The 15,562-nt window shown below is 71.4% G+C and carries 12 protein-coding genes; 6 read left to right on the top strand and 6 right to left on the bottom strand.

Going from position 1 to position 15,562, the window contains the following annotated elements; all coding sequences use genetic code 11:
• Positions 1-848 precede the first annotated feature (848 nt).
• Together CP970_RS24580 and CP970_RS24575 are read right to left on the bottom strand one after the other, a co-directional pair.
• Positions 849-2,588 carry a recombinase family protein gene (locus CP970_RS24580; protein ID WP_055544324.1) on the bottom strand — a complete coding sequence of 580 codons (1,740 nt, stop codon included), beginning with the start codon at positions 2,586-2,588 and terminating at the stop codon, positions 849-851.
• A 223-nt stretch (positions 2,589-2,811) separates the two neighbouring features.
• On the bottom strand, positions 2,812-4,416 hold the full coding sequence (locus tag CP970_RS24575) for a FadD3 family acyl-CoA ligase (RefSeq protein ID WP_079043207.1): 1,605 nt from the start codon (positions 4,414-4,416) through the stop codon (positions 2,812-2,814).
• A gap of 105 nt (positions 4,417-4,521) precedes the next feature.
• Between CP970_RS24575 and CP970_RS24570 the strand changes: the two genes are divergently transcribed.
• The 3 genes from CP970_RS24570 to CP970_RS24560 all read left to right on the top strand — a co-directional run bounded on the left by CP970_RS24570 (position 4,522) and on the right by CP970_RS24560 (position 6,990).
• Positions 4,522-5,673 (top strand): lipid-transfer protein, encoded by a 1,152-nt coding sequence (locus CP970_RS24570; protein WP_055544317.1) that lies wholly within the window; start codon positions 4,522-4,524, stop codon positions 5,671-5,673.
• 85 nt (positions 5,674-5,758) lie between these two features.
• On the top strand, positions 5,759-6,217 hold the full coding sequence (locus tag CP970_RS24565; protein ID WP_055544318.1) for a Zn-ribbon domain-containing OB-fold protein: 459 nt from the start codon (positions 5,759-5,761) through the stop codon (positions 6,215-6,217).
• Positions 6,214-6,990 (top strand): enoyl-CoA hydratase/isomerase family protein, encoded by a 777-nt coding sequence (locus CP970_RS24560; RefSeq protein WP_107098828.1) that lies wholly within the window; start codon positions 6,214-6,216, stop codon positions 6,988-6,990. The genes CP970_RS24565 and CP970_RS24560 overlap by 4 nt, the downstream gene beginning before the upstream one ends.
• Before the next feature lie 50 nt (positions 6,991-7,040).
• On the opposite strand, the gene CP970_RS24555 is transcribed toward CP970_RS24560, so the two are convergent.
• Positions 7,041-8,213, bottom strand: a complete 1,173-nt coding sequence (locus tag CP970_RS24555) for a DNA glycosylase AlkZ-like family protein (RefSeq protein ID WP_055544319.1) — start codon at positions 8,211-8,213, stop codon at positions 7,041-7,043.
• A 97-nt stretch (positions 8,214-8,310) separates the two neighbouring features.
• On the opposite strand from CP970_RS24555, the gene CP970_RS24550 reads away from it, so the two are divergent.
• Positions 8,311-8,844, top strand: coding sequence for a hypothetical protein (locus CP970_RS24550; RefSeq protein WP_317987165.1), 534 nt, complete (start codon positions 8,311-8,313; stop codon positions 8,842-8,844).
• Positions 8,845-8,869: 25 nt separating this feature from the next.
• Here the strand turns inward: CP970_RS24550 and CP970_RS24545 are convergent, their stop codons facing one another.
• A complete protein-coding gene (locus CP970_RS24545) occupies positions 8,870-11,242 on the bottom strand; it encodes a serine/threonine-protein kinase (RefSeq protein ID WP_150493907.1) in 2,373 nt (790 codons plus the stop codon).
• A 288-nt stretch (positions 11,243-11,530) separates the two neighbouring features.
• Between CP970_RS24545 and CP970_RS24540 the strand changes: the two genes are divergently transcribed.
• Complete coding sequence (locus CP970_RS24540) at positions 11,531-12,178, top strand: TetR family transcriptional regulator (RefSeq protein ID WP_055544320.1); 648 nt, start codon at positions 11,531-11,533, stop codon at positions 12,176-12,178.
• Between the two features lie 187 nt (positions 12,179-12,365).
• Here the strand turns inward: CP970_RS24540 and CP970_RS24535 are convergent, their stop codons facing one another.
• The gene (locus tag CP970_RS24535) at positions 12,366-12,839 is read right to left on the bottom strand and encodes a nitroreductase family deazaflavin-dependent oxidoreductase (RefSeq protein WP_055544321.1); all 474 of its coding nucleotides are present in this window, start codon (positions 12,837-12,839) and stop codon (positions 12,366-12,368) included.
• Positions 12,839-14,176 carry an acyl-CoA dehydrogenase family protein gene (locus CP970_RS24530; protein ID WP_055544322.1) on the bottom strand — a complete coding sequence of 446 codons (1,338 nt, stop codon included), beginning with the start codon at positions 14,174-14,176 and terminating at the stop codon, positions 12,839-12,841. The genes CP970_RS24535 and CP970_RS24530 overlap by 1 nt, the downstream gene beginning before the upstream one ends.
• Before the next feature lie 204 nt (positions 14,177-14,380).
• Here CP970_RS24530 and CP970_RS24525 point away from each other — a divergent pair, with 204 nt between their 5' ends.
• A complete protein-coding gene (locus CP970_RS24525) occupies positions 14,381-15,562 on the top strand; it encodes a thiolase C-terminal domain-containing protein (protein WP_150493906.1) in 1,182 nt (393 codons plus the stop codon).

Here is a 15,562-nt window from a genome sequence, read left to right as displayed (position 1 = left end):
TCCGGACGTTGTGGGGGCCGTACGGGCTGCCAACCACGCCCGAGTTGGGGCGGGTTACTGCTGGCCGGTACAACCCCCGCACGCTGCCCTATGACCCCCGCGGCCACCCCCAGTAACGCGGGATGCGTGGTGCATGAACAGCGCTTGTCGCCGAGAGCGGACACTCAGTCCGCCGATGTCCCCCTGTAGGGCGGGTGCGCGGTAATTCCGCTCTCGGCAAGTGGTGGAGAGCAAGGGTTGCCGGGGCTCGCAGCGAGGCGAGTCCGGCGGGTTGCTCTCCTGGTCCTATGTGGAGAGCAAGGGTTGCCCGCGCCGTAGGCGTACGCACCGCTTTCCCTCCTGGTCCTATGTGGAGAGCAAGGGTTGCCTGCGCCCTAGGCGTACGCACCGCTTTCCCTCCTGGTCCTATGTGGAGAGCAGGGGTTGCCCAAGGGGCACGACCGGTGGCGGTGTGGCGTCTGAGGTGCCGATCTCTCTTTCTTTGGATTTTTTCTATGCGTTCCAAAAAAGTGGTGTTAACCGTCACTCACCACCATCCCCGCCCCGCTGTAGCGCTGCCCCCGGGCCAAGGGACGAGCCGACACGGCACCGAGGAACGCCCTGTACGCGCGCGTGCGGGCATGAAAGAGCCCCGGTGGCCCGAGGGGGCGACCGGGGCGAGACAGGGCGGGTGTACTGCAAATCCGTACTGCACGGAATGGCTCCGCCCCTACCCTGCACACTCCATTCTGGTGCGGGGTGCAGCGAGACTAACGAGCCCGCAGAGCTGTGCGGGGCGGTTTCAGCCGCTCGGCGAAGCCCCGGCGGTCACGGTGACCGACCGGAGCACGCTCGCGCCGTACGTGGTGCTACGCGGCCACCAGTTCGCGGACCGGCTCGGCGACCGTGGCGGACTCGACCAGGCACACACTCGCCCCCTTGGTCGGGGAGTCTCCGCGTGCTTCTGACTCCAGCGCCGACGCCTCTCCTGCGAGCGCTTCTGCGGCGGGGTCCAGTTCACCGGACATGGTGAACGTGACACGGCGCGTGTCGAGCTTCCGCCATCCGCCGGGGGTGCCTCGCCGCACGTCGAGGCGAACACCCGCTTCGACGAGCATCGTGCGTCGTCCCGCCGTGTCCTTCTCCGCCCACTCGTCCGCGAACGTGCGGCCGGTTGGGGTGACGATGCGTTGCGGCTCGGTCTTCTCTCGGGACTCCAGGTCGGCTATGCGGGTGTCGAGCGCGTCCGCCCGTTCCTGCCATGCCCGCGCGGCGTGCTTGGACTTCTGGCGCCCCCTTTGCTCCTGGTGCTCCTCGAACTCGGCGAGGGTGGCGCGCAACTCGGGCTCGGGGTCGTACCCGGGGATCGTCACGACGTGCGTTGTCTGCACGGACCCGATCAGCCGCAGGAACTCCGCGGTCACGAACTTGTCCGCCCAATCGCCCCTGATGTTCGCTGACTTCTGGCACCGGAACCCGCGCGAGTACGGGTTGCATTTGTACGTGGGTTGCTGCTTGCTCTCTTGCTTGTTCAGGTACATACGACCGCCGCACGCGTCACAGTGGATGACTCGCAGTAGAAGAGCCTCGGTGTCCTTCCGGTCTCCGTTTTCTATGCTCCGCTCGTCCAGTACCGCGCCGATGCGGTCGAACTCCTCGCGGGTCATGATCGGCTGTGAGGTAGCCATGATCGGGTTGCCCTCGCTGTCGCGCACCGGGTTGCCCTTGTGCATCTTCCAGCCGAGCAGCGTTGCGTTACGCAGCATCCGCGTAATGACCGCGGGGGTCCACAGGAACGCGTCCTTAACGAGCCCCTTGACTCCGCCTGTCTTCCCGCCTGTCTTCCGGCCCTTCTTCGCGGCCCAGTGGTCGCGCGGGCTTGGGATGCCGTCCGCGTTGAGTCCCACGGCGATAGCCGAAACGGTCTTACCTTCCAACAGCTCACGAACGATGCGTTCGATGACCTTGACGGCATCCGGGTCCGGTACGAGCGTCCAGCCAACCCCACCGTGCTCCGCGGGCATGAGGGCGGGCATGTAGCCGTACGGGGGGCGCGAGCCACGCCACCGAAGGGGCATCTTCCGGATGGCGGCCATGGCGCCCAACACGCGGTCCTTGATGCTCTGCGACTCGACCTGAGCGGCAAACGCCAACATGAGCATCATGAGTTCGCTCATGGGGTCCATGGGGTTGCGGAAGTCGAACACCAGCCGTCCCCCGCCGATGCCCTCGGCGAAGACGAGCATCTTCCGGTGTTCCTTGGCCCATTTCGCAAGCTCGTGCATGTGCGCCATGGACCGGATGGCACGGTCAAACCGCCACCACACCAGTGCATCAAAGTCATCGGGGCGCGCGAGCCACCCGCCGAGCTCTGGACGGTCGAACGGGCCGAACTCGGACGCACTCACGTCAAGGTCTACGGCCTCGCGCAGCTGGTCACCCTCGCCAAAGTCGATACCGAGGGCTGCCGCTGCTATGTCGTCGGCCTCGCGCTGACGCTCGGGGCTGGTGGTCTCGTCGGTGAGCACGGACAGGCGTACGCACCGCACACCCCGCAGGGTCTCGGTTTCGTAGACCGTGCCCGCAAGCGGGTTCGATGTCTCTTCCATGCCCGCTGTGGAGGGCAAAGGTTGCCTGCTACTGCCCTTGACCAGCGTTGATGCCACCATGCCGCACACTCCAGAACGTCAAGTTCTGAGTGCTGGGAGACCCGGAGGGCAACGAGTTCTGCGTGGAGTGCGGCGCCGCCGAACGCGCCGCCATCATCGCGGCCGAGGAGCGCGCCAACGGCTGAGCCGACTCCGCAGCCACCCCCCAAGCCGACGCCAGCGCCTAGCGCGCCGCGCCCCGCAGCTCCCCCTTGACCACCTTCCCGCTCGCGTTCCGCGGCAGTTCCGCCACGAACTCCACCGCCCTCGGCACCTTGTAGTTCGCCATCTCCCGGCGCGACCAGGCGATCAGGTCGTCCGCCGTGACGAGCGCGCCCGGGCGGCGTACCACGTACGCCTTGCCCACCTCGCCGAGGCGCGGGTCGGGGACGCCGATCACCGCGACGTCCGCCACCTCCGGGTGGACGCCGAGGAGTTGCTCTATCTCGGCCGGGTAGGCGTTGAAGCCGCCGACGATGAACATGTCCTTGATCCGGTCCGTGATGCGCAGGTTGCCCTGTTCGTCGAGCACGCCCACGTCCCCGGTCCGCAGCCAGCCGTCCGGGGAGATCACCAGGGCGGTCTGCGCCGGGTCCTCGAAGTACTCCCGCATGACGTGGTGGCCGCGTACGAGGACCTCGCCGGGGTTGCCGGGCGGCAGCGTCTCCCCCGCGGGGGAGACCACGCGGACCTCGGTCCCGGGGATCGCGCGGCCCGAGGTCGCCGCGATGACCTCCAGCGGGTCGCCCCTGCGGCACATCGTGACGAAGCCGCTCGCCTCGGAGAGTCCGTACGCCGTCAGGACGGTGCCCACCCGCAGTTCGCTGCGGAGCCGCTCGACGAGCTGGAGCGGCACCACCGCGGCGCCGGTCACCACGAGGCGGAGCGCCGACAGGTCGTGTTGGTCGCGCGCCGGGTGGTCCAGGAGCGACTGGTGCAGGGTCGGGGGACCCGGCAGTACGGAGATGCGCTCGGCGGCGACGTTGGCGAGGACGGTGTCCACGTTGAAGACGGGCTGCGGGACCATCGTCGCGCCGCGCATCAGGCAGGCGATGATCCCGGCCTTGTAGCCGAAGGTGTGGAAGAACGGGTTCACGATCAGATAGCGGTCGCCCTCGCGCAGGCCCGCGAGTTCGCTCCACACGTCGTAGCAGCGCAGGGTCTGCGCGTGGGTGATGACGGCACCCTTGGGGCGCCCCGTGGTGCCCGAGGTGAAGATGATGTCCGAGGGGGCCGAGCTCTCGACCGAGGCCGCCCGCGCGCGGACCGCGTCGGCCGCCACCCGGTCGCCGCCCGCCAGGAAGTCCTTCCAGGTGCGGAAGGAGTCGGGGGCGTCGTCCGAGAGCACGACGACCCGTTCCAGGTGCGGAAGGCCGGGCAGCGGGCCCTCGCCGGGGCCCTCCGCCGTCGCGCGGCGCAGGGACGCGACGTACGACGTACCGAGGAAGGTGCCCGTGATGAAGAGGAGTTTCGCGCGGCTGCGCTCCAGGACGTAGGCCGCCTCGGCGCCCTTGAAGCGGGTGTTGAGCGGGACGAGGACCGCGCCCGCCGAGACCGCGCCGAGGGCGGAGACGATCCAGTCGAGGGTGTTCGGGGCCCAGACGGCGACGCGGTCGCCCGGTTCGACGCCGTCGGCCATGCACGCGGCGGCGGCCCGCTCCACGCGCTCGCCCAGTTCCCGGTACGAGAGGCGGGTGCGGCCCTCGACGACCGCTTCCCGGTCGCCGTACCGCGCGGCGGCCGCCCGCACCAGTGCCGGGATGCTGCCCCATTCCAGGTCGCCGCGCATCGCAAGCCCTCCCATTGCAGTAGCTGACTATCCGTCAGATTAGCTGTAGCCTGACGCGCTGTCAGCAGTGGTGACACGCGCGACAAGGCGGAGGTGCCGTTGCCCATGGCTTCACTCAAGGACGCTACAGCGATAGTCGGGATCGGCCAGACCCCCTTCGCGAAACAACTCCCCGACAGCGAGAAGACGTTGGCGTGCAAGGCGATACTCGCCGCGCTCGACGACGCGGGCATCGCCCCGTCCGAGGTCGACGCGTTCGCCTCGTACACGATGGAGGAGACCGACGAGGTCGAGGTCGCCAAGGCCATCGGGGCCGGCGACGTGACCTTCTTCAGCAAGGTCGGCTACGGCGGCGGCGGTTCGTGCGCGACGGTCGCGCACCTCGCCGCCGCGATCGCCACCGGACAGGCGAGCGTCGGCATCGCCTGGCGCTCCCGCAAGCGCGGCAGCGGACCCCGGCCCTGGAAGAACACGGCCGTCCAACTCCCCACCCCGGCCCAGTGGACCCGACCCTTCGGCCTGCTCCGCCCAGCCGACGAGATAGCCATGCTGGCCCGCCGCCACATGCACGAGTACGGCACGACCCGCGACCACCTCTTCAACGTCGCCCTCGCCTGCCGCAACCGCGCCAACCAGAACCCGGCCGCGATGATGTACGAGCGCCCACTGACCCGCGACATGTATATGACCTCGCGCTGGATCAGCGAACCCCTCTGCCTCTTCGACAACTGCCTGGAGACCGACGGGGCGTTGGCGTGCGTCATCGTCTCGGCCGAGCGCGCCCGCGACTGCCGCCAGAAGCCCGTCTACGTCCACTCCACCGCCCAGGGCCTGCCCGCCCAGCACCACGGCATGGTCAACTACTGGAACGACGACCCGCTCTCGGGACCCGCCTGGACGGCGGCCCGACACCTGTGGAAGCAGGCCGACTTCGGGCCGGAGGATGTGGATGTGGCGCAGATCTATGACGCCTTCACTCCACTCATCCCGCTCTCCCTGGAGGGCTACGGCTTCTGCGGCCGAGGCGAGGGTGGCGCGTTCACCGAGGGCGGCGCCCTGGAGAGCGGCGGCCGCCTCCCCATCAACACCGGCGGCGGCGGCCTCAGCGAGGCCTACGTCCACGGCTTCAACCTCATCAACGAGGGCGTCAAGCAACTACGGGGCACGAGCACGGCCCAGGTGCCGGACGCGGCGACTTGTCTGGTGACGGCGGGTGAAGGGGTCCCCACGTCGGCGGTGCTGCTGAGGGCCCCGTAAGGGGCGCGGGGCTGCATCAATATGCGGCTCCGCCGCGTGAGCGCGAGCAACCACAACAAACCCGCACCCGGCGAAGGACACCCACATGGCAGACGCGAAGACGAAACAAGAACCCCTCCTGACACCGACCGTCGACGACGACGGCGCCCCCTTCTGGGAGCACGCCGCCCGAGGCGAACTACGCATACAATCCTGCACCGCCTGCGGCGAACTCCGCTTCCCGCCAAGGCCCTGCTGCCCCCACTGCCAGTCCTTCGACAGCGAGTGGCGCAAGATGAGCGGCCGGGGCCGCATCTGGTCGTACGTCTTCCCGCACCCGCCCCTGCTGCCCGCCTACGCCGCACAGCCCGGCTACAACGCGATCGTCGTCGAGCTGGCCGACGCCCCCCGCATCCGCCTGGTCGGCAACCTCGTCACCGCCCCCGACGCCCCCTTGAACTCCATCGCCCCGGAACGGCTCCGCATCGGCGCGAAGGTGCAGGTCGCCTTCACCACGCTGGACGACGGCCACACGGTCCCGCGCTGGGTCCTGGAGCGGCCGTGAGCGCGCTGCGCAAGGCCACCGACAAGGACACGGGCGTGGCGACCCTGACGCTGGACCGCCCGGCGCGGCACAACGCGATCGACTTGGAGACTGCGGCCGAACTGGCGGACGCCTGGCGGGAGTTCAGGTTCGACGACACCGTACGGACGATCGTGGTGACCGGCGCGGGCGACAAGGCCTTCTGCACCGGAATCGACCGCGGCGTCGACGTGCCGCAGCCCGCGTCCCCGTACACGATCGACGATCCGCTGATCGCGATCGGGCCGAAGGCGAACGACCTCTGGAAACCCGTCATCGCGGCCGTCAACGGCATGGCGTGCGGCGGCGCCTTCTACCTCATCGGCGAGGCGGAGTTCGTCGTCGCGGACGAGCACGCCACCTTCTTCGACCCGCACACCACGTACGGCATGGTCAGCGCCTTCGAAACCATCCACATGGCGCAGCGCATGCCGTTCGGCGAGGTGGCCAGGATGGCGCTGATGGGCACGGCCGAACGGATCTCCGCGCGCCGGGCCCACGAGACCGGACTGGTCTCCGAACTCACCGCGCCGGGCGGCGCGTTGGCGGCGGCCACCCGTGCGGCCGAGGTCATCGCCTCGTACCCGACGGAGGCGGTGCAGGGCACGGTGCGGGCGCTCTGGTCGGCGAAGGAGGCGGCCCGCGCCCAGGCCCTCGCGCACGCGCCGCACCTGATCGCCCTCGGGAACCTGCCTCCCGACCGACAGGCGGAACTCTTCGGAACGCGACGCAACGGCGACTTCCGCACCCGGTGAATGGTGAACCGTGAGCAGTGAACGGTGAGCAGCGGCCACCACTCCCCGCCTCACCCCCGCAGTTCGGCCACCCGAGGCTCCCTGCTCTTCGGGGAGTCGAGGCTGAAGGCGCGCGCGTCACCGAGTTCGTCGCGCACGAAGGTCTCGGTGGCGGCGACGGCGGCACGCAGCGCGGCGGCCGCCGTACCGCGATCACCGTCCCCGTCGAACACGCGCCAGACCACCTCGCGCGCCGCCACGTCGTACTCCCAGAGCCCGACGAGCCGCCCCCGGTCGACGATGACGTGCGCGGGCGCGTCCGCGAGCCCGCCGAGCCGCCTGCCGCCGAACTCCCGCTCGGCGTCGGCCGGTTCGAGGATCCTGGCGAGGTCGCGGTGCAGCAGGTGGATGCCGTCGAGCCCGGCGAGCAGTGCGTACGAAGGGGTGGTGGGCGGCGCGTACGCCCGGAAGTCGTCGACGAGATACGGCGGCATCAGCAGCCCCTCCCCCACGTCGACGAGCCCGAGCCCGGCGACCGCCGCCCTGGCCGCCGCCGCGGTGAACCCGGAGAACCAGCGGAAGTGCGCGAGCGTGGCCGGGGCCGCCCAGTCGAAGTAGCGCGCGGCGAGCTCCGCGCGGGCCTCCTCCACCGTGCGGGCGCCGACGTCCAGGTCCCAGCGGACGTACCCGTACCGCTGCTGGTCGAGGCGGCCGCCCACCGGCACGCGGCGGATCAGGCCGCGGGCCTGGAGCAGCCCGAGCGCGAGCGGCAGCGTGGTGCTCAGGCCCCGCTTCTTGCCGTCGGCACCGAGGCTCCGGACCGCGTCGCCCGTGGCGGCCTTGATCTTCGCGGGATCCAGCGGGACGTCGCCGAGCGCGTCGTGCACCGCGACGCACAGGCCCTCCACCTCGGCCTCCGTCACCCCCAGGTGCTTCGCGGCCTGCCGGGCCTCGGCCAGCGGGGCGTGGGCGCCCACGGTGAGGCCGAGGGCGTAGTCGGCGGCGGGCAGGACGTAGGCGCAGCCGCGGGCTGCGGGCAGCTCGTGGATCTCCAGGCGGGCGACGGCCGCGTCGATCTCCTCGCGCGAGGCGCCGCAGCGGGCGCGCAGCCCCAGGTAGGGTCCTGAACCGCCGACGGAGCGGGCCCAGCCGGTGCGGGCGAGCACGTCGGCGGGCGCGGCCCCGAGCAGGGTGCCGTCCAGTCCCTGGCGGTGCGCCCACCAGGCGCGCGGGTGAGGGTCCATGGGGCAAGTGTCGTCATCTGGCGGGGGTCACGCACCCGGCGTAGCGTCGATCTTGAGAGACACACGGTTGCACGGTGCACCCACGAGGAGGCCCGACATGGTCCGCAACGTCCTCGGGTCGATCCTCGCTCTCATCGGAGCGACGGCCGCCGTCTCGAGCCCCTTCCAAGCCTGGAACGACGGCCGTCACGGACGTTACTTCCGCCTAGACGAGCTCTTCTCGGGCGCCGGGATCACGGACGCGAGGGCCGAGCTCCTCGGCTCCGTCTTCCTGCCGTTCGCCGTCGCCGCGCTGCTCGCGCTGGTCGGGGTGGTCCTGCGGGCGCGCCTCCTGGTGGCGCTCGCGGGCGTGCTCGTCCTCGGCTTCACGGTGCTGTGGATGGTCCGCCAGGGCCAGGCCGAGGGCAGCCTCACGGTGGCGGGCGACGGCTCCGGCCTCGGCCAGGGGCTCCTGAACAGCCTCGGCGGTGGCGTCTTCCTGCTGCTCGGCGCGGCGGTCATGTCGGGCCGAACCCGCCGCCGTACGACTCCGGAGCCGCAGTCGGCACCGGCACAGGAACCGGAACGGGGACCGGAACCGGCACCCCCGGTCCCGACCCTGGACGGCGACGGCTGGCCCCCGCGCGGCTAACGCCAGAGCCAGGTCCGGGCCCCGGTCAGGACCTCGGCGACGTCCCCGTCCCCCGCTCCGCGTCCAGCGCGTACACGCAGCGGTCCTTGCTGCACGCGTACACGACCCCGTCCCGCACCACCGGAGCCCCGGTGATCTCCCCGCCCGTGGCGAGCTTCCAGCGCAGTCGGCCGTCGTCGGCCTTGAGCGTGTAGAGGAGGTGGTCCGTGGAGCCGAAGTGGATGCGCCGGTCGGCGACGACGGGCGTGCCGACGATCTCGCCGCCCGCCTGGAACCGCCACTTCGGCGTGCCCGTGACCGCGTCCAGGGTGTAGAGCCCCTTGCCGCTGCCCACGTGGACGTGGCCGTCGGCGACGAGGACGGGCTCGATGGAGGAGCGGGACTCGGTGGCGATGCGCCACCGGTCGCGGCCGTCGGTCGCGTCGAGCGCGTACACCGTGCCCAGGTAGTCGGCGAGGTAGACGCCGCCGCCCGTCACCGCGGGCCCCGGCGCGAACGCGGGCGGGCACAGGAAGGCGGCGGGCGCCTCGAAGTGCCAGCGGACGTGGCCGCCCGCCACGTCGATCGCGAGGACCCGGCTGCCCGCGGCGACGTACACGTAGCCGTCCTGCGCCTGGGTGAGCCGCACCGGGACGCCGCCGCAGGAGGCCGTGTCGCCGACGGGGTACGACCAGCGTTCCTCGCCGGTGCGTGCCTCCAGGGCGCGCAGGCGCGCGTCCTTCCAGACGTACACCGTGCCGTCGAACACGGCGGGCCCGGCCTCCGGCGTCTCGAAGTCGGTCTGCGCCCCGGTGATCTCCCAGAGCTTCTCGCCGTTGGCCGCCTCCCACGCCTGGACGCCGCCGCCGCGCGTGCCGGTGACGACGGTGCCCCTGTCGGCCTGGAGGGAGTAGACCCAGGCGTCGGTCGGCAGGCGCCACAGGTCGGATCCGTCGGTACCGTCCAGGGCGTAGAGCGTGGGGCCGTCCGAGGCGTGGATGCGTCCGTCGGCGACGGCGAGCGACCAGGCGACGTCCCGCGTCTTGAAGCTGCGGCGGCCGGTGGAGACGTCCAGGGCGTGCACCTCGAAGGAGGTGACGTAAACGAGGTTCCCGGCGACGGCGGGCGTGCCCCATACGTCGTTGGACATGCGGAAGCGCCACGGCCGCCAGGACGTCGTGTCCGGGGCAGGTGCGGGCGCGGGCACCGGGGCGGGCGCCGCGGGCGCGATGCCGTTGGCCGCGACCTTGGAGCGCGACCAGGAGGCGGCGAGCCCGGTGTCGCCGGGCCCGGGGGCCGAGCGGGCCGCGGCGACCCGCGGTCCGGGACCGATCGACACCTTCGCCCCGGCGAGCCGCACGGGCCCGGCGTCGGGCGCGGGCGCGAACGGCGCCTGGGACGGCGCGGGCGCCGGGGGCGCCGGGGGCCGCTGCGGGGGCGGCGGCGCGGTGACCGGGGCGGCGGCGCCGCGGCCGCCGCTGCGCGCGCCGGTGACCGCCGCCCTGGCGGGCGGGCGGCCGCCCCTGCGCGCCTCGATGAGCGCGACGGCCCGCTCGGGCAGCCACGCGGACGCGGTGCCGCTGTCGTCGCCGTCGGCGCTCTCGGAGGCGAAGAGGTGGGGTGCGAGCTGGGCCTGGAGGTCGGCGGGGGTGGGCCGGAGCGCCGCCTCCATCTGCATGCACGTCTCGATGAGCGGACGCAGCTCGTCCGGGAGTCCTTCGAGGTCAGGGCCCTCGCGGAGCAGCATGAAGACGGTCTCGACGGGGTTCGCGCCGTGGAAGGGCGCGTGCCCGGTGGCGGCGAAGACGAGCATCGAGCCGAGCGAGAAGACATCGCTGGCGCCGGTCACGCTCCGCGAGTCCTTGGCCTGCTCGGGCGACATGTACGCGGGGGTGCCCACGGCGACGTTCGTCATGGTCAGCCGGGTGTTGGAGACGCCGGACGCGATGCCGAAGTCGATGACGCGCGGCCCGTCCTCCACCACGAGGACGTTCGACGGCTTGAGGTCACGGTGGACCAGGCCCGCGCCGTGGATGGACTCCAGGGCCTCGGCCACGCCCGCCGCCAGCCAGCGCACCGCCTGGGTGGGCAGCGGCCCGTGTTCATTCACTATTTCCTCGAGCGAGGGCGCGGGGACGTACGCCGTGGCGAGCCACGGCACCGCCGCGCGCGGGTCGGCGTCCACGACGGCCGCCGTGTAGAAGCCGGACACGGCCCGCGCCGCCTCCACCTCGCGCGTGAAGCGGACGCGGAACAGCTGGTCCTCGGCGAGCTCGGTCCGCACTGTCTTGATCGCCACGCGTCGTCCCGACGCGGAGCGCGCGAGATAGACCAGGCCCATGCCTCCGGCGCCCAGCCTGCCGAGGACCTCGAACGGGCCGATCCGCCTGGGATCGTGCTGCGTCAGCTGATCCACCACTTGCCCTGCCACCTCCCCGTACGCGGCCGCCGTACAAGGCAGCCCCGTGCAGCGTCTCACCACCGAGCCGCTACGGCGGCACGCACCCTGATTCTTCCTGTCCGAGCCGGTCGTGGCGAACCCGGGGCGGGATCGGGGTGTCTAAGGACAAATCCCCGCCCCCACATCACCACGATTCGAACATTTGCTCAATTATTTCCGGACGCGCGGAGGGCCGCCCCTACGCGCCCCAACCCCATTTGCACTCGGCCGAATCGCGCTCCGATCACCCCTCGGTAAGCTGACGGCATGACAGGACAGGTACGTACCGTCGACGGCCGTGTGGCCGGTCGACGTGGTCAGGCGACACGTCAGAAACTGCTCGACTGCCTCAGCGAGATGCTCAGCTCCTCGCCCTACCGGGACGTCAAAGTCATCGACGTCGCCCGGAAGGCGGGCACTTCACCCGCGACGTTCTACCAGTACTTCCCGGACGTGGAAGGCGCGGTCCTGGAAATCGCGGAGCAAATGGCCGCGGAGGGCGCCGAGTTGACGCAGCTGCTCGACGGCCGCTCATGGGTCGGCAAGGCGGGCTGGCAGACCTCCCAGGACCTGGTCGACGGGTTCCTCGACTTCTGGCGCAAGAACGACGCGATCCTGCGCGTCGTCGACCTGGGCGCCGCCGAGGGCGACAAGCGCTTCTACAAGATCCGGATGAAGATCCTCAACTCGGTCAACAACTCCCTTACCGACACGGTGAAGGAGCTGCAGGCCAAGGGGAAGGTCGACAAGGACGTCAGCCCCGCGGCGATGGCCGGTTCCCTGGTCGCGATGCTCGCCGCGGTCGCCTCGCACCAGCGCGGCTTCCAGACCTGGGGTGTGAAGCAGGCCGAACTGAAGCCGAATCTGGCATTGTTGGTGCATTTGGGCGTGACCGGGAAGAAGCCGACGAAGTAGCCCGAGGGCTCCCTTCCACTCTTCCCTGTGGTGCCTCGGCGGTACTTCGTCGGCACCTCAGCAGCACGCGATTCCTGTCAGCCGCGCGGCGGATCAGCCTCATGGAGGTGATCCGCCGCTGTGGTCTCAGCGCTGCTCGGGAGCGGCGCGCTCAGCGGCACACTCGGCCGCACGCCCAGTGGTCCACTCAGCGGCGCTCCAGCCTGAACAGGCGGATCTCCCGCTCGATCCGGGATTGATACGCGGCGTACGGCGGCCAGAACACCAGCGCCTCCTGCCATACGGCCGCCCGCTCCTCCCCTTCCAACAGCCGCGCCCGCACCGGGATGTCCGCGCCCCGCCAGTTGACGTCGGCGTCCGGGTGGGCCAGCAGGTTGGCGGTCCAGGCGGGGTGCCCAGGGCGCCCGAAGTTGGAGCCGATGAGCACCCAGCCGCCCGTGCTCTCCTGCGGCATGCACGCCAGCGGCGTACGCCTGGGGAGCCCGCTCCTGGCCCCCCGCACCGTCAGGATCACCCCCGGCAGCATCTTCGCGCTGAGCAGCACCTTGCCGCGGGTCAGCCGGTGCACCGCGCGGTCCATCGCGGGGATGAAGTGCGGCGCGACTTTCGCGAACGTCCGGGTGGACGACACCTTCTGCATCAGACGTACGCCCGGTGGCATCAGACGGCCTCTCCGAGCTCGGCGGCGGCGTGGGGCACGGCCGCCTCCTGTCGTACGCCCTCCTCGAACAGCTCCGCGCGTTCGGCCGCGCGGGCCCGCAGCCGGTGGACGGGCCCGAAGAGCAGCTCGTCGCTCGACGCCCGCTTGAAGTACAGATGGGCCTCGTGCTCCCAGGTGAAGCCGATGCCGCCGTGCAGCTGTACCGCCTCGGACGCGGCGGTGCGCAGCGCGTCGAGGCCCTGCGCGAGGGCGAGCCCACCGGCCCGTTCGGCGCCCTGCCCGCCGAAGCCCGCGGCCTCGGCTCCCGCGGCCCACGCCGCGTAGTAGGCGGCCGACCTGGCGGCCTGCACCTGGACGTACACGTCGGCGAGGCGGTGCTTGACCGCCTGGAAGGACCCGATGGCGCGGCCGAACTGCTCGCGCTGCTTGACGTATTCGACGGTGCGCTCCATGACCCGGTCGGCGGCGCCGACGGCCTCTGCGGCGACGACGGTGGCGGCGACGTCGCCGACGGCGGCGAGCGCGGCGGGCACGTCGACCCGGTCGCCACCCTGCTGATCGCCTTGGCCGTCACCTTGGCCGACACCCTGGCCGTCACCTTGGCCGACATCCTGGCCGACAACCTGGTCGTCGCCCAACAACTCCGCCTCGACGTCGCGCAGTTCGACGCGCGCCTGGGTGCGGGTCTCGTCGAGTGCGGTCTGCCGCGCCCGCACCATGCCCGCGGCTCCCTCGCGCACGAGGAAGAGGAGCGTACGGGAACGGGCGAAGCCACCCGCGTGCGCGGCCACCACGAGCAGCCCAGCGCTGTGCCCGTCGAGGACCTGCTCGGCCTGCCCGTAGAGCCGCCACCCGCCCTCCGAGAGCCTGGCCTGCACCCCGCCCGCGCGACCGCCACCGGCCCAGTCGCCGGTGTTGTCGCCGACCAGGCCGAGCGCCGTGGCGAGCCCGGCGCCGGGCACGGCGAGCGTCGCGGTCAGCTCGCCCGCGGCGATGCGGGGAAGCAGTTCGGCGCGCTGTTCGTCGGTGCCGAGCGCGAGGATCAGCGGGGCGGCGAGCACGGCGGTGGCGAAGAGCGGGGACGGCGCGAGGGCCCGCCCCAACTCCTCGCAGCCAAGCGCTAGTTCGGCGGGCGTGCAGCCCACGCCTCCATACGTGTCCGGGAGCGCGAGCCCCGGAAGGCCGAGCTGTTCGGCGAGGGCGGCCCAGAGGGCGGCGTCGTACCCGGCAGGGGTGCGCACAGCGGCCTTGACCTCGTCGGGGCCGCAGCGTTTGGTGATCACTTCGCGAAGAGTGCGGCGGATCTCGCCCTGCTCCGCACTGAAGGCGGCGTCCATCGGCAGGCTCCTCCCCCGGGTCGGACGACCCGGACCCAGATCTGACGGGCCGTCATGTTAGGCCGGTGGCGGCGATATGCACAGAGTGGTGACGGGAGGTGGGGTGGCGGGCGGGTCCCGCCCTCCTGGAGTCCTGGAATCCCGGAGTTCCGGAGCGATCTCACCCCTCCACCGGCAGTGGTTATCTGATGTACCGTCAGAATCATGGCTACAGCTACCCGCTCCACCTCCCGCAAGGTCGCCGTCGTCGGCGTGGCCCTCTCGGACTGCGGCCGGGTCGACGAGGCCACGCCCTACGCCCTGCACGCCCAGGCCGCCCGTCGCGCGCTCGCCGACTCCGGGCTCGGCCGCGAGGTGATCGACGGGGTCGCGTCGGCGGGCCTCGGCACGCTCGCACCGGTCGAGGTCGCGGAGTACCTGGGGCTCAAACCCCTTTGGGTGGACTCGACTTCGGTCGGCGGAGCCACCTGGGAGGTGATGGCGGCGCACGCGGCGGAGGCGATCGCGGCGGGTCGGGCGAACGCCGTGCTCCTCGTGTACGGCTCGACGGCCCGCGCGGACATCAAGGCGAAACGGCGCACGTCCAACCTGTCGTTCGGCGCGCGGGGCCCGCTGCAGTTCGAAGTCCCCTACGGGCACTCCCTGATCGCGAAGTACGCGATGGCCGCGCGCCGCCACATGCACGAATACGGCACGACCCTCGAACAGCTCGCCTCGGTGGCCGTCCAGGCACGGGCGAACGCGGCGGCCAATCCGGACGCGATGTACCGCGACCCGATCACCGTCGACGACGTCCTGAGCGGCCCGATGATCGCGGACCCGTTCACCAAACTGCACTGCTGCATACGCTCCGACGGCGGCTGCGCGGTCCTGCTGGCCGCCGAGGACTACGTACAGGACTGCGCGTCCGAGCCGGTGTGGGTGCTCGGCGCGGGCGAGCACGTCTCGCACACCACGATGTCCGAGTGGGACGACTTCACGGTCTCCCCGGCAGCGATCAGCGGCCGCCTCGCGTTCGAACGCGCGGGCGTGCGGCCCGCCGACATCGACATCGCGCAGATCTACGACGCCTTCACCTATATGACGATGGTGACCCTGGAGGACCTCGGCTTCTGCGCCAAGGGCGAGGGCGGCGCCTTCGTGGAGAAGGGCAGACTGCTGCGGGACGGCGAACTGCCGACCAACACGGACGGCGGCGGCCTCTCCGCCCAACACCCGGGCATGCGGGGCCTGTTCCTGCTCGTGGAGGCGGTACGGCAACTGCGCGGCCAGGCGGGCGAAGGACAGGTCCGCCGCCCCGACGGCGACCTGCCGAAACTGGCGGTGGCTTCGGGGACGGGTGGGTGGTTCTGCTCTTCGGGGACGGTGGTGTTGGGGCGGGGGTGA

This window comes from Streptomyces kanamyceticus, from assembly GCF_008704495.1.
Lineage (GTDB): Bacteria > Actinomycetota > Actinomycetes > Streptomycetales > Streptomycetaceae > Streptomyces > Streptomyces kanamyceticus.
This window is presented reverse-complemented; position numbering and strand designations above follow the sequence as displayed.